Raw genomic sequence first — 18,112 nt, forward strand, 5'->3', positions numbered from 1 at the left:
ATCAAGGTTTCCCCTGCTGACGGGGCCACGCAAGGCTGAAACAGGCACCGCCCAAGTTAGTACTTTTACCGATTAACGCCCGACCGCCGTGCCAGTGGATAATCCGCCGTACAATCGACAAGCCCAGCCCATGGCCCCCTGATGCTCGGGTACGACTGTCGTCCAGACGCATGAACGGTGTAAAAATTCTCTCCCAAGCGCTTTCAGGAACACCGGGGCCGTCGTCTTCAATATCGATGCGACAACGCAAATTCTCCACGTGATAACTCACACTGACCCTTGAGTCCGCATGGCGCATGGCGTTGCTCACCAGATTCTGCAGGGCGCGGTGCAGATAGCGCGGCTCAGCCTCGACCCAAACGCCGCCACCATCATCATCGGCTACTGCGAGGCATTGCCCGCGACTAACGGTGACGTTGGCGCGCAAGGGCGCCAACTCCGCGATCACTTGATTGACCAAGGCATCCAAATCAATGCGTTGGTAGTGCAAGGTAGGCGAACCTTGCTCAAGTCGAGCGTATGTCAGCATCTCGTCCACTAGCTTATCGAGGTCCTGAATGTCGTTGTCCATGCCGACTCGATATTTATCTCGTGCCTCTTCGGTAGTGGCTTCGCCAATCATCTCCAGGCCGAAACGCAAACGTGCCACCGGCGTACGTAATTCGTGGGAGACCGCGCGCACCAGCTCTCGCTGTATGGCCAATGAACGCTGCAAATGTTCAGCCATGCCGTTAAAAGCCGACGCTAATCGTCCGACCGAGTCCGCGCCCGACGATTGCACACGGGTTTCCAGGCTGCCTTTGGCGATCCGCGTAACGGCGGCTTCCAACCCCAGTAAACGCCGTTCGAGGCGACGCACTAACAAGTACACCACCAGACCGATCAGGCACAGGCCAAGAAAGCCAATCAACACCAGCAACTCAGGGGGATAGGGGTTCATCTGATACAGCGGGCCGATTTCCAGCACCCACGGCGTGTTGACCATGCCAGCGAACACGCGAATAGAATCGCCGCCCTTGCCCAACGCCATCACCGTGTCGCCTTCGTTGACCCGGCGCCGCTGATCGTCGTCGACATCAGCCTTGTCGAGACGAATCAGGCGCATATCAAAGCCAAAACCTTTTTCAGATTTCAGGGCGTCCAAACGCTGCGGTTGTTCTTCAACAGGAACCCGCACCAATTCGTCGATCAATAGGTAAATCGTCGCTCGGGCCAGTTGTTCACTGATTTGCTGCACTTCGCCGCTCAATACCAACGGCTCGGTATCACTGCTAATCAGACGATATACCTTGGCCGAGTGGGGCCCGGTCTGCTCGACCACCACTTGGCCCCGCAACAGGCGGCTTTGATCGCCGCTGTCGAGCTGTGTTTTATTGAGGCTTTGCAGCGCCAACGGAATCCCCATTAACCGCTGCCACGCAAACAATGCGCGCTGGCGATCAATGGCAATCATCGGCTTCAAGTTGTCGGCCATCAGCGTGAACGTACCGTGGGCCAGCTGCTCACGGTATTGCGAGCCGCGTACTTGATTGACCAAATTCAAGGTCAGAACACCCAGCAGGGCCACCAGCACCAACACGCCTAGCATGCCGCCATAAATACGCAGGAAGATTGAATTCATGGCGTCAGGGGTTCATCACGTAACACGTCGGGTCTTGCGCGGCTTCCGGCACGAACAAATAGCCTTTGCTGCGGATGGTTTTTATCAGACGCGGATGAATCGGGTCGTCGCCGATCTTTGGTCGAATCCGCGAGATACGCACATCAATAGACCGATCCTGGCCGTCGTAGCCAAACCCGCGCAGCGCGGTAAAAATTTCTTCCCGGGACAAAATGCGTCCAGCGTTAGCGACCAGAAGCCAGAGCAAGTCGAACTCAGCACTAGTCAATTCGATGCTGTTGTCACGCAGCCAAGCTTCGCGCAAAGCGTCATCGACAACTAGCGGCCCAAACACCAGGCGCCGTGGTTTTTCTTCGGATTTAAGTACCCATTCAGGTTCAAGCGCTTCGCTGCGCCGCAACAGCGCATGAATCCGCGCCAATAACACGCGCGGGTGCACCGGTTTGCAGACAAAATCGTCTGCACCCATGTCCAGGCCCAGTATTTGATCGGTGTCGTCGGTGCGCGCAGTAAGCATCAGGATAGGCCCGTCGTATTGATCGCGGACCCTTCGACAAATGCTCAAGCCGTCTTCCCCAGGCAACATTAGATCGAGAATGACCAAGTCGGGCTGCTCGGCAACGATGCGGGCCACTGCCAAGGCCCCATCACCTTCGATACTGACTCGCAGGCCATTGGACTGGAGGTAGTCACGGGTCAGTTCAGCCAGACGTTGATCGTCCTCGATGATCAGCACCTGCCAGGCTTCTTGCTCCACGGGTAACCTCTTCTGCCATTGTTCTTATTAATTGAGACAGCGTACGAATCTGACGTCAGAACGCCGGTTATCGAAGGCGAGTTTAGCAACACCTCGCGCTAAGCACACGACATGCCAATTTGCACTCCATATCGCTGTTTTATGTGATGAACTTCGCGCTCGCAAAAACCTGCTCAGGACCAAAAAAACAGTGACAGACGGTAGAGTCCAGCAGTTCTGCGGCTTACACGGGCTTTCCCGATTTCATACACGATTTACCCACAGATTTATCCACAGGGGCTCGTTGCAATTAAGCCCCAAAACGCATTATCTTGTAGCTCGGCGCGAAAAAAACCCTACATGTAGGGTTTACCACCTAAAACCAAACACAACTCAATCGAGAATTTCAAGCTATTTTCTTGCGTCAGTTTGGTTGATATTCAGCATTTTTCAGTAGGCAAAACCACTTGTGTGGATGTCAGCCGCTTTACCTCAACATTCGAGCCAATCGGCACACGTGTTGCAACAAATGACGAGCATTCTACATTCGATTTTTGGTAGCGGGCATTGATCCGAAACCTATGACTTCAAGGCCAGGGAATGGCAACAAAAGCCTTCCTTATCCGTTTTGAAGTCTTTGCAGCCGACGCTTGTCGGCTAACTGCCTCAAAACGGAACGGTGGGCACGTAATCAGTGCCCAAACAAACATAAAGAACGTGGAGACACCCATGCAAACAGACACAACTCGCGAGAATTCGCCGACCAATGCGCCGCATGCCGACCAGTCCCATCAGGATTTGTCCGCCACGGCTCCAGGTCAGCTGCGCGTGATCAAGCGCAACGGCACTGTCGTTCCTTATACCGATGACAAAATCACCGTCGCCATCACCAAAGCGTTCCTCGCAGTTGAAGGCGGCACCGCTGCTGCCTCGTCACGTATTCATGACACCGTCGCACGCCTGACCGAACAGGTCAGCACCACGTTCAAGCGTCGCATGCCTTCGGGCGGCACTATCCACATCGAAGAAATCCAGGATCAGGTCGAATTGGCCCTGATGCGCGCCGGCGAACAGAAAGTCGCCCGTGACTACGTGATCTACCGTGATTCTCGCGCTAAAGAGCGTGCCGTTCGCTCCACGGGTGAGCCGGTACAAGCTCACCCATCGATTCGCATTACCCGCGCCGACGGCAGTCTTGCTCCGCTGGACATGGGTCGCTTGAACACGATTGTCACCGAGGCCTGCGAAGGTCTGGCGGAAGTGGACGCGAACCTGATTCAAAGCGAAACCCTGAAAAACCTGTACGACGGCGTCGCGCTCAAAGACGTCAACACCGCCTTGGTGATGACTGCGCGCACCCTGGTAGAACGTGAGCCCAACTACTCGTTCGTCACCGCTCGCCTGCTGATGGACACCTTGCGTGCCGAAGGCTTGAGCTTCCTGGAAGTGGCCGACAGTGCTACTCACCACGAAATGGTCGACCTGTATGCCAAAGCACTACCGTCCTACATCGCCAAAGGCATTCAGTTCGATTTGCTGAACCCGATTCTGGCAACCTTCGACCTGGAGAAGCTGGGCAAGGCGATCAACCACGAGCGCGATCAGCAGTTCACCTACCTGGGCCTGCAAACCCTGTACGACCGTTACTTCATCCACAAGGATGGCGTGCGTTTCGAACTGCCGCAGATCTTCTTCATGCGCGTGGCCATGGGCCTGGCGATTGAAGAGAAGCAAAAAGAAGACCGTGCCATTGAGTTCTACAACCTGTTGTCGTCGTTCGACTACATGTCGTCGACCCCAACCTTGTTCAACGCCGGCACTCAGCGTCCACAGCTTTCCAGCTGCTACCTGACCACTGTTCCAGATGACCTGTCGGGCATTTATCACGCCATCCACGACAACGCCATGCTCTCCAAATTCGCGGGCGGTCTGGGTAACGACTGGACGCCGGTTCGTGCGCTGGGCTCTTACATCAAGGGCACCAACGGTAAATCCCAAGGCGTGGTGCCGTTCCTCAAAGTGGTTAACGACACCGCCGTTGCAGTTAACCAGGGCGGCAAACGCAAAGGCGCGGTCTGTGCCTACCTGGAAACCTGGCACATGGACATTGAAGAGTTCATCGAGCTACGCAAGAACACCGGTGATGATCGTCGTCGTACCCACGACATGAACACCGCCAACTGGATCCCTGACCTGTTCATGAAGCGCGTCTTCGATGACGGCCCGTGGACCCTGTTCTCGCCTTCCGAAGTACCGGATCTGCACGACCTGACCGGCAAGGCGTTCCAAGAGCGTTACGAGTACTACGAAGCGCTGACCCAGTACGGTAACAACATCAAGTTGTTCAAGACCATCCAAGCCAAAGATTTGTGGCGCAAGATGCTCTCAATGCTGTTCGAAACCGGCCACCCTTGGTTGACCTTCAAAGACCCGTGCAACCTGCGCAGCCCGCAGCAGCACGTCGGCGTAGTTCACAGCTCGAACCTGTGCACTGAAATCACCTTGAACACCAACAAGGACGAAATCGCCGTTTGCAACCTGGGCTCGATCAACCTGCCGAACCACATCGTTGACGGCAAGCTGGACACCACCAAACTCAAGCGCACCATCGACACCGCCGTTCGCATGCTCGATAACGTTATCGACATCAACTACTATTCAGTGCCGCAAGCCCGCAACTCGAACCTCAAGCACCGCCCGGTCGGCTTGGGCATCATGGGCTTCCAGGACGCGCTGTACCTGCAACACCTGCCGTATGGTTCCGACGCTGCCGTCGAGTTTGCCGACCGTTCCATGGAAGCTGTCAGCTACTACGCGATCCAGGCGTCTTGCGACTTGGCCGACGAGCGCGGCGCTTATGAGACGTTCCCGGGCTCACTGTGGTCCAAAGGCATTCTGCCGCTGGACTCGCAACAGATCCTGATCGAACAGCGTGGCCAGAAGTACATCGACGTTGACCTGAACGAAACCCTGGATTGGGCGCCAGTACGTGCCCGTGTGCAGAAAGGTATTCGTAACTCCAACATCATGGCCATCGCACCGACCGCGACCATCGCCAACATCACTGGCGTATCGCAGTCCATCGAACCGACGTATCAAAACCTGTACGTGAAATCGAACCTATCCGGCGAGTTCACCGTGATCAACCCGTACCTGGTTCGCGACCTTAAAGCTCGCAACCTGTGGGACTCGGTCATGATCAACGACCTGAAGTACTACGACGGCTCCGTACAGCAAATCGAACGCATCCCGCAGGAACTCAAAGAGCTGTATGCCACTGCGTTCGAAGTGGAAACCAAGTGGATCGTCGACGCGGCCAGCCGCCGTCAAAAGTGGATCGACCAGGCTCAATCACTGAACCTGTATATCGCTGGCGCATCAGGCAAGAAACTCGACGTGACCTACCGCATGGCTTGGTACCGCGGCCTGAAAACCACGTATTACCTCCGTGCCCTGGCCGCGACCAGCACCGAGAAATCGACCATCAGCACCAGCAAGCTCAACGCAGTGTCGAGCGGCAACCACGGTGACGACTCGATTCTGGCGGCACCAAAGCCGTCGGAATTCACCTCCGCCGGTCCAGCGCCAGTACCTAAGGCCTGCGCCATTGATGAGCCCGATTGCGAGGCTTGTCAGTAAGAAAAACGCTGAACCCACAGCTGGCTCCCCTGTAGGAGCCAACTTGTTGGCGAGCTTTACTGAACTGTAGGCTCGCGTAACAACCAACAAAATTTCATGCTTTTTGCGTGCAGCACCGTACCGCAAGCAACGCACCCCATGATCCACCGGCCAGTCCACCCGACTGACCCTCACGCAGGAGACGCATACCATGCTGAACTGGGATGAATTCCATAAAGAAGACGGCGAAACCGCCGCGCGCGCGACCAACGCCGGTCACGCCAACGAAGCCAACATGGACCGCCTCGACAGCGCCGGTGGCGCCGCCGCACTCGAAGCCCGTGCAGTCACCGCCAACGACTCGGCTGCGATCATTCGCGCCAAGGCCGCTCTGGACGGCCTCGACGTAGCCGAAGGTTTGGCTGAACTCGAAGGCGCCAGTGCCCGCGTTGCCGTTGACGAAAAAATGATGATCAACTGCCGCGCCGACCTGAACCAACTCGTGCCGTTCAAGTACGACTGGGCCTGGCAGAAATACCTCGACGGCTGCGCCAACCACTGGATGCCGCAAGAGGTCAACATGACCGCCGACATCGCCGTGTGGCGCGATCCGGAAGGCCTGACTGATGACGAGCGCCGCATCGTCATGCGCAACCTCGGCTTCTTCTCCACCGCCGACTCCTTGGTGGCCAACAACCTGGTACTGGCTGTTTATCGCCTGATCACCAACCCGGAATGCCGTCAGTACATCCTGCGCCAAGCGTTCGAAGAAGCGATCCACACCCACGCCTACCAGTACTGCATCGAGTCACTGGGCATGGACGAAGGCGAGATCTTCAACATGTACCACGAGATTCCATCGGTCGCCAAAAAGGCAGCCTGGGGCCTCAAGTACACCCGCTCGATCTCCGATCCTAAGTTCGAAACCGGCACCGTCGACACCGACAAAGAACTGCTGCGCAACCTGATCGCCTACTACTGCGTACTGGAAGGCATCTTCTTCTACTGCGGCTTCACCCAAATCCTCTCCATGGGCCGCCGCAACAAAATGACCGGCGTCGCCGAGCAGTTCCAATACATCCTGCGCGACGAGTCCATGCACCTGAACTTCGGCATCGACGTGATCAACCAGATCAAAATCGAAAACCCACACCTGTGGGACGCTGAGATGAAGGAAGAAGCGTCGCAGATGATTCTGCAGGGCACGCAGCTTGAGATCGAATACGCTCGCGACACCATGCCTCGCGGAGTATTGGGCATGAACGCGGCGATGATGGAAGACTATCTGAAGTTCATCGCGAACCGTCGTTTGAGCCAGATTGGTTTGAAGGAAGAGTATCCAGGGACGACTAACCCGTTCCCTTGGATGAGCGAGATTATGGATTTGAAGAAAGAGAAGAATTTCTTTGAGACTCGGGTTATTGAGTATCAGACGGGTGGGGCATTGAGCTGGGATTGATTTCTGGGGCTTAATTGCTTAGCTGATGTTTGAAATTGAAAAGCCAGGAGCGTGATGCTTCCTGGCTTTTTTGTTTGGGTTGTCCCGTCCTGATCAGGTGGCTTTGCGGGGACTGTGACCAACATCATAGAGTAGCTCTTAAACTGCTGCCAATAAGGCAGCAGTATTCAAGCACTTCAACTAGTTACCTAGTTCTTCGAAGCTCTTTACCCCGGGCCTCGTTAATAGCCAGACTTATGGAACTACCCTCCCCCGATACCCCTCAATCATCTCCTTCGAAATGTCCTCTTTAAAACAAAGCGGCGCATACCCACCCGGTCGGTTGTAAGCGCTACGTTTACCGCAACGGCTACCATTCTTCGCCGCATTGTAAGGGCACGGACAATTGCCGGGGTACGAAGCGATAGAGTCATTAATAAGAATTTGGACGATGGCTGAATCAGTCAGCCTCGCCTCTTTGCCTGACACAGAAAACGCGCCAAGCAGCGCCAGCATTGCTATGAAACCTATCCCTATTTTTCTCACGGCCTTTCCTTGCGTTCACGGAAGAAATATCAAATCTTCTACCATGATGCCTCAAGGCCATCGTTCAAAGTCGTATTATTATGTAGGCCATGACCTCCCATAGACACCGAATATTCCTACACGTATCGTCACGCTTGTATTCGATATCGGCGGCGTTATGACGAAGAAAGTTTCTGCCTTATGGACTGATGTAGAGCTTGAAGTGGCTGTGGATGCTTACCTCAGCATGCGACAGATGGAGAACGACGGTCGGCCATTTAACAAAACTGAAATCGGCCTGAAGCTGCGGGAAGGCGTGTTGTCTGCTCGAAGCAAATCAGCCATCGAATTGCGGATGCAGAATATTTCCAGTGTGATGGTCGGCTTGGGGCAACAGCGCATCAAAGGCTACGTGCCTGCGAAGAACGTGGGCGTGAACGTCAGCAGTAAGCTTCAAAAAATGCTTAACGATAAAGGTGTTTTCAGAGTAACTGGCGAGGTCGCGACAGCTAGTAATACGTCGATCGGTCAAAAATTCGAAGAATCCACGGCCGACTACCTGGACCCACCGCTGGGAATCAAACATCCAAAGCACTTTAACTCAACAGTCACCACATTTTCCCGTGACGATAAGGTTCGAGAGTGGGTGCTAACGCAAGCGAACGGCACGTGCGAAGGTTGCGGACAAAGTGCGCCGTTTTTAGGTGTGGACGGCAGGCCATTTCTGGAAGTACATCATGTTCATCCGCTCGCGATGGCGGGTAGCGACAGAATCGAGAACGCAGCAGCGCTTTGCCCAAATTGTCATCGTCGCTGCCATTTGGCTGAGGATAAAAATGCCTTTACCGAGTCGCTCTATGCACGGGTCAAGCGCCTCAAAGAAGAACGCCTTGACCTTGTGGTGAAGTGAGCATTTGTTCATTGCTGATGAACGATTTTTTCATTGGGTTTTTCTGGGTTTACAACTGCTGCGCAGTCAATCGCGAACACGTTCGTGCCCTGGTTTTGCGTTTGGCATAAAACCTGTGGAAGCCGCCGAAAGCTGCGATCGGCCGGGAACCGGGCGTCTGCTTTATCGCGACCTTCGGCAGCGCTCACAGGCGCGTTTAGCCTATGGCTACACCATGTGCCTCTGCCAACGGTTTCAAACCGCCGGTGAAGCCTTGTCCAATGGCTTTGAACTTGAACTCTTCGCCGGAACGGTACAGCTCGCCAAAGATCATCGCCGTTTCACTGGAGGCGTCTTCTGAAAGGTCGTAACGAGCGAGTTCTTTGCCGTCGGCTTTGTTCACCACGCGGATGAACGCGTTAGCGACTTGGCCGAAGTTTTGTTTACGCTGATCAGCCGAGTGGATGGTGACGGCGAACACCAGCTTTTTCACCGAAGCGGCCAGGCCACTGAGTTTGACTGTGACTTGTTCATCATCGCCTTCGCCCGCACCGGAGCGGTTGTCGCCCATATGTTCCACTGAACCGTCTGCGCTTTTTTTGTTGTTGTAGAAAATGAAGCTGGCGTCGTCGAGGACTTTTCCACTTTCGCCAACGATGAAGACCGACGCGTCCAGGTCGAACTCGGTGCCGTCGGTAACCCGCGGATCCCAGCCCAAACCTACGACAATCTCCGTAAGCCCAGGGGCTTCTTTGGACAGGGAAACGTTACCGCCTTTGTTCAGACTTACAGCCATCGCTAAATCCTTTTTGCTGATTGAATGTGTAGGTTAGAAGTTCATACCGTAAGAATTTGCCAAGGCTTTAAGGCCTCCGGCAAATCCTTGGCCGACTGCACGAAACTTCCATTCCGAGCCGTTGCGGTAAAGTTCGGCGAAGACCATTGCAGTCTCGACCGATGCATCTTCAGCGAGGTCATAACGAACAATTTCGGTGCTGGAAACGTCATTGACCACGCGGATAAACGAGCCGCTTACTTGACCAAAGTTTTGCTTACGGTCTTCAGCGTCGTGAATGGTGACGATGAACACGACCTTGTCGATATCTACTGAAAGGCGACTAAGATCGACAGTCAGGGACTCATCGTCACCCGCACCTTCGCCTGTGCGGTTATCACCGGTGTGTTCGACCGAACCGTCGACACTTTTCAGTTGATTGTAAAAAACAAAGTCTTTCTCGCTACGGACTTTACCGTTTGCACCCACCAATAGAGCGCTAGCGTCTAAATCAAACTCTTGGCCGTTGGTAGCCCGCGGATCCCAGCCCAACCCAACCAAAATTTTGGTCAAAGTCGGGTCCGTTTTTGATAACGAAAGGTTGCCGCCTTTTTGAAGAGTCAAAGCCATTTTTCATTTACTCCCTTTTTGATGTTTGGGCTTTTTTTCAACCTGCTCTGCCTTCCCGGGTAAGAGCACACTGGCTAAGAGACCGATAGCCAATACCACCATCACAACGAGCAAACTAGTGTTTGCATCAATGTTGTAGCCGTGGTCGAAAAGATGATTAGTTGCGTTCAGACCCAGCTTGGCTGCGATGAAAAACAGCAGGGCAATGACCGCTTTTTCTAGATGAACCAAATACCGTTTCAGTGCTTCAAGAACGAAGTACAGGGTGCGCAAACCCAGGATGGCGAACAGCATTGCGGAATACACAATCAGCGGTTCGCGGCTGACAGCGATCACAGCGGGTACCGAGTCGAAGGCAAACAAGACGTCTGAAATTTCGGCCACCACTAAGCAAAGGAACAATGGCGTAGCGAACAAGGTGCCCTTCGCTGCCAGCGTCATGCCTTTGTTTTCTGGCTTCTGTAATTCATGCTCAAGTTCATGCCGGCGAACGAAGAAGTTATTGCCGTGAAGTTTTGGCCATACCGGGAACAGTTTTTTCGCAAATCGGTAAGCCATGTGTTCCGAATAGTCCGGCTCTGCTTCTTCATCACCACCGCTTCTGAGCATCATGACCGCTGTCCAACCGACGATGACGGCGAAGGCAACTTCGACCCAAGGTCCAAAGGCGAGGAGCCCGGTACCGATAGCGACGAAGACCAAGCGAAAAATGATAGCGCCGATGATGCCCCAGTAGAGAACCCGGTGACGCAGACCATCAGGTACTTTGAACCATGCAAAAATCGCCATGAACACAAACAGATTGTCGACGCTCAGCACTTTTTCCAAGGCATAACCGGTGACGAATAGGCTGGCGATTGTTGGACCATGTTCGACGTATAGAAACCCTGCAAACCCAAGTGATATGAAGACCCAGAACACCGACCAGACGGCTGCCTGTGTAAGCGAAACAGGTTTGTTGCCTCGGTGAGAGAACATATCAATGAGCATTGCCGAGACAGCCAGACCAACAAAGACGGCTGTCGTCAGGGGTGGAAATCCAAGTGAAACGCTCTCCATCGAACTACATTCCTTACGGCCGAAAATTACAGATTGAAATCGGAGGGGCTCAAGCCCGATTCGTTACAAATGGTCCGACATTGCATATTTTTTAGGCCAATCGAACATGCTGAACCCCTGTGAGCTAGATCATGCGCGCAGCGCTCGGACGGCCAATCCCACCAAGTCATCGGCAGTACGGCCATTGGTGACCTCCCCGATGGTGGTGAAGTCCCAACCGGAAGCGGATCGAGTCAGGCAGGCCATCACCACGCCGGTGTGCTGACCTTTCTCAGAGAGATTGAAGCGCGCCAGTTCTTGCCCGTTTTCGGCGTTGAGAACCCGGCAGGTGGCGTTTTCGATGTTTTCGAAATTCTGTCCCGCGAATGAATTCACGGTGAATACCAGGTACTTTACGGTCGCTGGCAACTTATCTAGGTCCACGGCGATGGATTCATCATCCCCGTCTCCCTCGCCGGTGCGATTGTCGCCTGAGTGCCTGATGGAGCCGTCCTTGGATTGAAGCGCGCGGAACCAAACCAGATCGATGGGTTTTTTGTCCTCGTCAAGCACAATGCAGGACGCGTCCAAGTCGATTTCCTGGCTGGCCGTCCCTAATAGTTTTGAAAAAAACCCGGCTGGTTTCGCCGGATCCCAGCCGAGCCCAAGGGTGACTTGCTTGAGGTTGTTGCCGGCGGCTTTCTCAAGAGAGATGGTTTGATTCTTGTCCAAAGTAAGTGTCATGCGACGTTCCTTGTGATGGATCACTGCCCGTTCGAATCATTGGCTTGCTCCGGATATCCGGCTAGCAACCGCTCAAATATTCATGCTTTTGAGCCCCGGAAAACAGGTCTGAAAATCAGGGAAGTAACTCTCTCAGCGAACGGGTAATCGCGATGCCGGGCAAGTCCTCTTTCGGCCGTAAGATCGCTCCGCTACTTCTGTAGGAAAACAACCCATCCGTTGTAGCGAGCTTTAAAATACATATGCGGGGTTCATATGACGCGGGTCATAGACACCCTCATCCGGCACCCGTATCGTCGTCGACGAACTTCTAATATCAGAGCACCATGTCCAGAAAATCCTCGCTTTTTAATGATCTATTTTTTATCGCCAGTAAGCTTCCATGGTGGGTCAGCGTAGCCGTTGCGGTGAGTTCTTATGGCTACCTTCACTCCGTCGCGGCCGCACCTACGCCTCTTTATTCAGACTTAAAAAATTTAAATTCGATGGTCTTTAATACGGCTTTTAAAACGTTCGCCATGTTCGGCCAATACTTACTGCCGCTAATCTTCCTTGGCGGTGCAACGGCCTCGATTTTTGGCCGCCGTAAACGACGCAATCTACTGGCGGCGATGACCATGGCCGGTGGCAACGGCTTGGCCACTATCACTTGGCAGCAGTTCGAGTTATTGGTAGGTGAAGCGCTTCGGCATCAAGGATTTAGCGTGGTCGAAACCGGGGGAAACGGGCCCGACGGTGGTATTGATCTGATTGCGCACAAAGGTGGCGAAAAATACTTGGTGCAGTGCAAGCAATGGCGCTCATTGCAGGTAGGCGTACCGGTGGTTAGGGAGCTGTATGGAGCGATGGCAGCCGAAGGGGCGACGGGCGGATTTGTGATCACAAGCGGCCGATTTACCGGGCCCGCAAAACAGTTCGCTTCGGGACGAAATCTACGCCTTGTGGACGGGGAACAACTGAATAAATGGATCGCAGCAAGCAAACGTTCTGGACCAAAACCAACGTCGGCAGTGGTAGATGCGCAGCCGGGGCCATCGGGTGAAGCGGTGGTTGCAAGCGCGGCCAACGCTGTTCCGGCATCCAAAGCGCTGGTTACACCTGATGCACCCGCATGCCCACATTGCAAACAAAAGATGGTGACCAGGGTTGCCCGCAGTGGGGCCAATGTCGGCGGCGATTTTTGGGGATGCTCTGCTTATCCGAAGTGCCGCGGCATTCGGCCAATATTTAAGACATTGTGACGCGAAAGTTCGCGTGGTTATCACAAAAAAATGTTGGAGCGGGGCCGCAGCAGATTAGGACCGACAGCCTCACTCCCGACCTCAAATTCTGAATTGACGAACCAGCCCACCGAGGCGACTACCCAGTTCCGTCAGGCTCCTTGAAGTCTGTGCGCCGCTTTGTGCATCGCCCGCTACGACGTCTGCTGCTTGGGCGATCTGAGTCATGCTGCGACTCACTTCTTCGGCCACGGCAGTCTGTTCCTCCGATGCACTGGCGATCTGGGCGTTCATGTCATTGATGGTCTCGATCAACGCGCCGATGGCGTCCAGCGACACCCCGGCCTGGTTCGCCAGTTCACCTGTGGTTTTGCCGGTTTCACTTGAGCGACCCATGGCAACCACGGCGTCCAGCGTGCCTTTTTGCAGCAAGCTGATCATCTCGTGAATTTCTTGAGTGCTTTTTTGCGTGCGGCTGGCCAGGGCGCGAACTTCGTCGGCAACGACGGCGAACCCTCGACCGGCGTCGCCCGCGCGTGCGGCTTCAATAGCAGCGTTCAGGGCTAGCAAGTTGGTCTGTTCGGCGATGGATCGAATCACGTCCACTACGCTGGCAATCGACTGCACGTCGTTGCGCAGGTTGTCCAGCGATGAGCTACTTTGCCCGATATCGCCGATCAAGGAGTGGATGCTATGGATACTTTTACTCACGACGTCTTTCGCTTGCGCCCCCACTTCGCTGGTTTTCTTGGCGGCCTGCGAAGCACCCTGTGCGCTGACGGCGACCTGCTGAGCGGCGGCCGACATTTCATGGATGGCCGTGGCGACCTGATCCGTTTCCTGGCGCTGCTGATCCATGGCGTGCTCTGAGCGTTGCGCCTGGGATGACATATTGCCCACCAGCGACGTCAGTTGCTCTGTCATCTCCGCGATCTGGCGCACGAGGCCATGGACCTTTTCGACAAATAGATTAAACGAGTTTGCCAGTGCACCGAGCTCGTCGCTGCTGGTGACCGGCAGGCGGCGGGTCAGGTCACCATCACCTGCGGCGATGTCATCGAGGTTCTTTTTGATCGCGAGGACCGGTTTGACGATGCTGTTGCCTAACCACACGCCAATAACAGCAACCAGTAGCAGCAATCCCGCGGCAATGACCAGAATAAACGCGGTGTATGAGCCAATCCGGCCATGGCGGTCACTGGCAATGGTTTGGACCTGCACGGCGATATCGTCGAGGTTCACTTGGGTGCCAAAAACCAGATCCCACTTGTCCAGGTAAACGGTGTAGCCCAGCTTTGGCACTGGCTTGGCACTGCCTGGCGTCTGCCAGTCATAACGGAAATAATGAGTGCCCGACTTACCCGCCTCCACTAACCCACGGATAACATAAACGCCGTTGGCGTCCTGACTGTCGATAAAACTTTTGCCGATATCGAGGTCTTTGTCGGCCCAAAACACTCGAACACTTGCCGAGTTATAGCCGTAGAAGTAACTCTGCTTGTCATAAATCAACGTCCGAAGAACTTTTACGGCGTTGGCTCGCGCCTCAAGATCGCCGGGTTGCGATGCGTCGTAGATCGGTTGAATCGCCGCCATGGCGATTTCCAAATAATGTTTGAGTGAAACTTTTCGCTCCTCGATCAGCAGCGAGCGCGTCTGCTCAACCTCCTCGGACGCCAGCTTTTGCAGGACCACATAAGTGATGCAACTGATTACCGCGGCCAGTAACAGGCTCGGAATGATCGCAAGAAGGATAACTTTACTGCGTAAATTAAGCGCCACGAGGGGGTTCGCCTCAGTCAGGAGATAGTATTTTATAAGAAGGATTGTCCCCGTTTTTTATGAACGTAAATACGTCCGATACGGTTCTAATAAATAGGGAATTAGACAGGAGGTGAATAATGGTTCCAATCATAAAAGACCGGGTAGATAAGTCAACCAGCCATCATCTTAAGAATGATAAATCGAGCATAAAATTGTTGGAGGGACCCAAGGCCGCGACTCGACGGGAAACGGGGTAGCTAGTTAATGGATAACACCGCCGAAAGTTGCTCGACCAGCCCGTGGACTTTGGGCAACGTTTCGCGGCTGCGCGGCCAAGCCAAATACAGGGTCAACCCTTGCGTCGCGAAGTCGGGGAGAATCTCCACCAGCTCGCCGTTGTGCAACTGTTCTTTTATCAGCCAGGTCGCGAATTGTGCGATTCCGCTGCCCGCCATCACCGCCGAGACCAACGCTTCCGCATTTCCTACAACAATCCGGCCAGCGATGGGCCGAGACAGCGTTTTGCCGGCGCCGTCAGCAAAAAACCAAGGACTGCTACTGCCGTCTGCTTTGCCATATAAGACGCAAGCATGCTCGGCCAAATCCTCAATACTCCGCGGACGGCCACGTTGCGCAATATAAGCAGGAGATGCACAAAAAATGACCCGCTCGGTTCCCAAACCCCGATGGTTCAGCGCTCCGGGCCAAGCATCTGGACCCCCGAGGCGCACCGACAGGTCAATGCGCTCTTCAAGCAAATCGACAAAGCGATCCGTAAACGAGATGTACGCTCGCAGGTTAGGGTAGTGCTCGACGAAGGCCAAAATCAGCGGCATTACATGGAGCCGCCCGTAAGAAGTCGGCAGGTCTATACGTAAGTTGCCAGAAGGTTCGGCACGCTGGGCGGCCAGCTCGGTTTCGGCGTCTTCAAGATCTCCAAGGACTCGCGTGCACACGCTGTAGTAAGTCGTTCCCGCTTCTGTCAGCGCCAAACTACGAGTGGTGCGTTCAAACAGGCGCGTGCCAAGCCGCTCTTCTAACCGAGCGATTCCTTTGCTAACGGCCGAGTTGCTGAGGTTCAAACGTTCGGCGGCCCCCGTAAAACTGCCTGCGTTGGCAACCGCGACGAACATGGCGATGCCTTTGAGTCGTTCAGTCGTGGACATGGTGAGGGAGGGCTATTAGTGAACTGAATTCAACAGTGTACGGAAAAATGACCAGCGATAAGAATTTGATTCTTCAATAGGCTTTCAGCTCTTAATAAACCGGGTGTGTGACATGTCTTCTTTGGATTCGACCGTTTCGCCCACTGCCTTGAACGCCGCGAGCGAGGGCAGCGGTTTGGCGATCCTTATCCTGGCGCTGGCCGGATTCGTCATTGTGACCACCGAATTTTTAATCATCGGTTTGTTGCCCGGTCTGGCCCGCGACCTGCAAATTTCCATCTCCACGGCGGGGCTGCTGGTCACCCTTTTTGCGTTCACGGTGATGCTGTGCGGGCCACCCCTAACCGCGATGCTGTCGCATCTTGACCGCAAACGCATGTTTGTAGCCATCTTGTTGATATTTGCTGCCTCCAGCGCATTGGCTGCGCTTTCAAGCAATATTTGGGTGCTGGCATTGGCGCGGTTCATTCCGGCGTTAGCGCTTCCAGTGTTTTGGGGCACGGCCAGTGAAACCGCTGGGATGTTGGCCGGCCCAGAGCACGCTGGGCGCGCGGTATCACGCATCTACCTGGGTATTTCAGCCGCCATGTTATTTGGCATTCCATTGGGCACCCTGTTTTCCGAAGCGGTAGGCTGGCGTGGAGCGTTCTGGGGCTTGGCCATCCTTTCACTGGTGATGGCGCTGTTGTTGTGGGCGTACATGCCTAAAACGGCATCGACGCAAAAAGTTCGGCTCGCGGAACAAGTCAAGATTCTGGCCGACCCAACGTTCATTGCCCATCTGCTGCTGTCGATTCTGTTGTTCACTTCAATGTTCACGGCCTACACGTACCTGGCCGACACCTTGGAACGCGTCGCCGGTGTCGCTTCTGCGCAAGTGGGCTGGTGGCTGATGGGCTTCGGCGCGGTCGGGTTGATCGGGAATTGGCTGGGAGGACATTTCGTGGATCGCAGTCCGCTAGGCTCGACCTTGGTGTTTGCGCTGTTATTGGGTTTGGGCATGAGCGCAACCGTTCCGGCAGCAGGTTCGTTACCTTTTCTGGGTGTGGTGTTGCTGGTGTGGGGTATAGCCCATACCGCGCTGTTTCCTATTTGCCAGATTCGCGTTATGAAAGCGGCGCCGCAGGCTCAGGCACTGGCAGGTACGCTGAATGTCTCAGCGGCGAATGCAGGTATCGGGCTTGGTTCGATCATCGGCGGTCTCACCATAGAGCAATGGGGGCTGGGCACGATCGGTTATGTCGCGACGGCTGTCGCGGTGTTAGCGCTGATCATGGTCTGGGTCACGTCGCGACTCAGCGAACCCACTCCTGTTGATTTACCCTTTGTTCGTGGGGCTAGCAGGTTATAAATTGGCGGTTAAGTTATCCGAGCATAAAAACCAGTTGGGCATACTAAGTCGCACCGACAGCCTCACCGGCCTGCTCAACCATGGCACTTGGAAAGATCTGTTGCAGCTTGAGTACGGCACCTGCCAGGCAATGAACCGCTCGACTACTATTGCGCTGATTGATATCGACCATTTCAAAACAATTAATGATACCCACGGCCATATTGTCGGCGACAACGTACTCAAACAACTCAGTACCGAACTGGTTAAAAACCTGCGCGACACTGACCTCGCCGGACGTTATGGCGGCGACGAGTTCTGCATCCTTTTGCCCGACACATCTCTCATCCAAGCCACGGAAATCCTTGAACGCTTGCGCCAAACCGTCAACCACCACCATGACCCACTCACCCCCAGCCTGACCATGAGCTTGAGTATCGGCATCGCCGCCTATAAGCCTCACTTCAGTGATGCCGGCGCATGGCTTAACGAAGCTGACAAAGCCCTGTACGCCGCAAAAAGTACCGGGCGCAACAAGATCAACCTCGCGCCGGTTGAATCGATTGTATTTACGTGTGCCCTCGGCACTGAAATAGGTTGATGCCGCATTCCCGGGAC

Annotated in this window: 13 protein-coding genes and 3 pseudogenes; 6 read left to right on the forward strand and 10 right to left on the reverse strand. The window is 54.6% G+C overall.

From position 1 onward, the window contains the following. Position 1 precedes the first annotated feature (1 nt). Together RGW60_RS13315 and RGW60_RS13320 are read right to left on the reverse strand one after the other, a co-directional pair. Positions 2–1,621, reverse strand: a complete 1,620-nt coding sequence (locus tag RGW60_RS13315; RefSeq protein ID WP_322205037.1) for an ATP-binding protein — start codon at positions 1,619–1,621, stop codon at positions 2–4. A gap of 4 nt (positions 1,622–1,625) precedes the next feature. Then, complete coding sequence (locus tag RGW60_RS13320) at positions 1,626–2,378, reverse strand: response regulator (RefSeq protein ID WP_322205038.1); 753 nt, start codon at positions 2,376–2,378, stop codon at positions 1,626–1,628. 708 nt (positions 2,379–3,086) lie between these two features. On the opposite strand from RGW60_RS13320, the gene RGW60_RS13325 reads away from it, so the two are divergent. Both RGW60_RS13325 and RGW60_RS13330 read left to right on the forward strand, forming a co-directional pair. Next, complete coding sequence (locus RGW60_RS13325; RefSeq protein ID WP_322205039.1) at positions 3,087–5,996, forward strand: ribonucleoside-diphosphate reductase subunit alpha; 2,910 nt, start codon at positions 3,087–3,089, stop codon at positions 5,994–5,996. A 190-nt stretch (positions 5,997–6,186) separates the two neighbouring features. Then, on the forward strand, positions 6,187–7,434 hold the full coding sequence (locus RGW60_RS13330) for a ribonucleotide-diphosphate reductase subunit beta (RefSeq protein WP_322205040.1): 1,248 nt from the start codon (positions 6,187–6,189) through the stop codon (positions 7,432–7,434). Between the two features lie 234 nt (positions 7,435–7,668). Here the strand turns inward: RGW60_RS13330 and RGW60_RS13335 are convergent, their stop codons facing one another. Further along, entirely contained in the window at positions 7,669–7,959 is a 291-nt protein-coding gene (locus RGW60_RS13335; protein WP_322205041.1) for a hypothetical protein, read from the reverse strand. Positions 7,960–8,194: 235 nt separating this feature from the next. Between RGW60_RS13335 and RGW60_RS13340 the strand changes: the two genes are divergently transcribed. Next, a complete protein-coding gene (locus RGW60_RS13340; RefSeq protein ID WP_322205042.1) occupies positions 8,195–8,848 on the forward strand; it encodes an HNH endonuclease in 654 nt (217 codons plus the stop codon). 196 nt (positions 8,849–9,044) lie between these two features. Here the strand turns inward: RGW60_RS13340 and RGW60_RS13345 are convergent, their stop codons facing one another. The 4 genes from RGW60_RS13345 to RGW60_RS13360 all read right to left on the reverse strand — a co-directional run bounded on the left by RGW60_RS13345 (position 9,045) and on the right by RGW60_RS13360 (position 12,014). Then, positions 9,045–9,623: a TerD family protein gene (locus RGW60_RS13345; protein ID WP_322205043.1), complete on the reverse strand. Its 579-nt coding sequence runs from the start codon at positions 9,621–9,623 to the stop codon at positions 9,045–9,047. 33 nt (positions 9,624–9,656) lie between these two features. Further along, entirely contained in the window at positions 9,657–10,232 is a 576-nt protein-coding gene (locus tag RGW60_RS13350; RefSeq protein ID WP_322205044.1) for a TerD family protein, read from the reverse strand. A gap of 3 nt (positions 10,233–10,235) precedes the next feature. Then, entirely contained in the window at positions 10,236–11,291 is a 1,056-nt protein-coding gene (locus RGW60_RS13355) for a TerC/Alx family metal homeostasis membrane protein (RefSeq protein WP_322205045.1), read from the reverse strand. Between the two features lie 129 nt (positions 11,292–11,420). Further along, complete coding sequence (locus RGW60_RS13360; RefSeq protein ID WP_322205046.1) at positions 11,421–12,014, reverse strand: TerD family protein; 594 nt, start codon at positions 12,012–12,014, stop codon at positions 11,421–11,423. Between the two features lie 326 nt (positions 12,015–12,340). On the opposite strand from RGW60_RS13360, the gene RGW60_RS13365 reads away from it, so the two are divergent. Next, a complete protein-coding gene (locus RGW60_RS13365) occupies positions 12,341–13,255 on the forward strand; it encodes a restriction endonuclease (protein WP_322205047.1) in 915 nt (304 codons plus the stop codon). 81 nt (positions 13,256–13,336) lie between these two features. Here RGW60_RS13365 and RGW60_RS23825 read toward each other — a convergent pair. The 3 genes and pseudogenes from RGW60_RS23825 to RGW60_RS13375 form a co-directional block, all read right to left on the reverse strand. After that, positions 13,337–13,843: pseudogene (locus tag RGW60_RS23825) on the reverse strand (methyl-accepting chemotaxis protein); the annotation flags it as partial. A 351-nt stretch (positions 13,844–14,194) separates the two neighbouring features. Next, positions 14,195–15,016: pseudogene (locus tag RGW60_RS23830) on the reverse strand (cache domain-containing protein); the annotation flags it as partial. 239 nt (positions 15,017–15,255) lie between these two features. Then, positions 15,256–16,164 (reverse strand): LysR family transcriptional regulator, encoded by a 909-nt coding sequence (locus RGW60_RS13375; protein WP_322205049.1) that lies wholly within the window; start codon positions 16,162–16,164, stop codon positions 15,256–15,258. 112 nt (positions 16,165–16,276) lie between these two features. Between RGW60_RS13375 and RGW60_RS13380 the strand changes: the two genes are divergently transcribed. Continuing rightward, positions 16,277–17,515, forward strand: coding sequence for an MFS transporter (locus tag RGW60_RS13380; RefSeq protein ID WP_322205050.1), 1,239 nt, complete (start codon positions 16,277–16,279; stop codon positions 17,513–17,515). After that, positions 17,469–18,095, forward strand: a pseudogene (locus tag RGW60_RS13385) (GGDEF domain-containing protein); the annotation flags it as partial. The gene RGW60_RS13380 and the pseudogene RGW60_RS13385, both read left to right, overlap by 47 nt. Between the last annotated feature and the right edge of the window lie 17 nt (positions 18,096–18,112).

The sequence above is a fragment of the Pseudomonas sp. AB6 genome (assembly GCF_034314105.1).
GTDB lineage: Bacteria > Pseudomonadota > Gammaproteobacteria > Pseudomonadales > Pseudomonadaceae > Aquipseudomonas.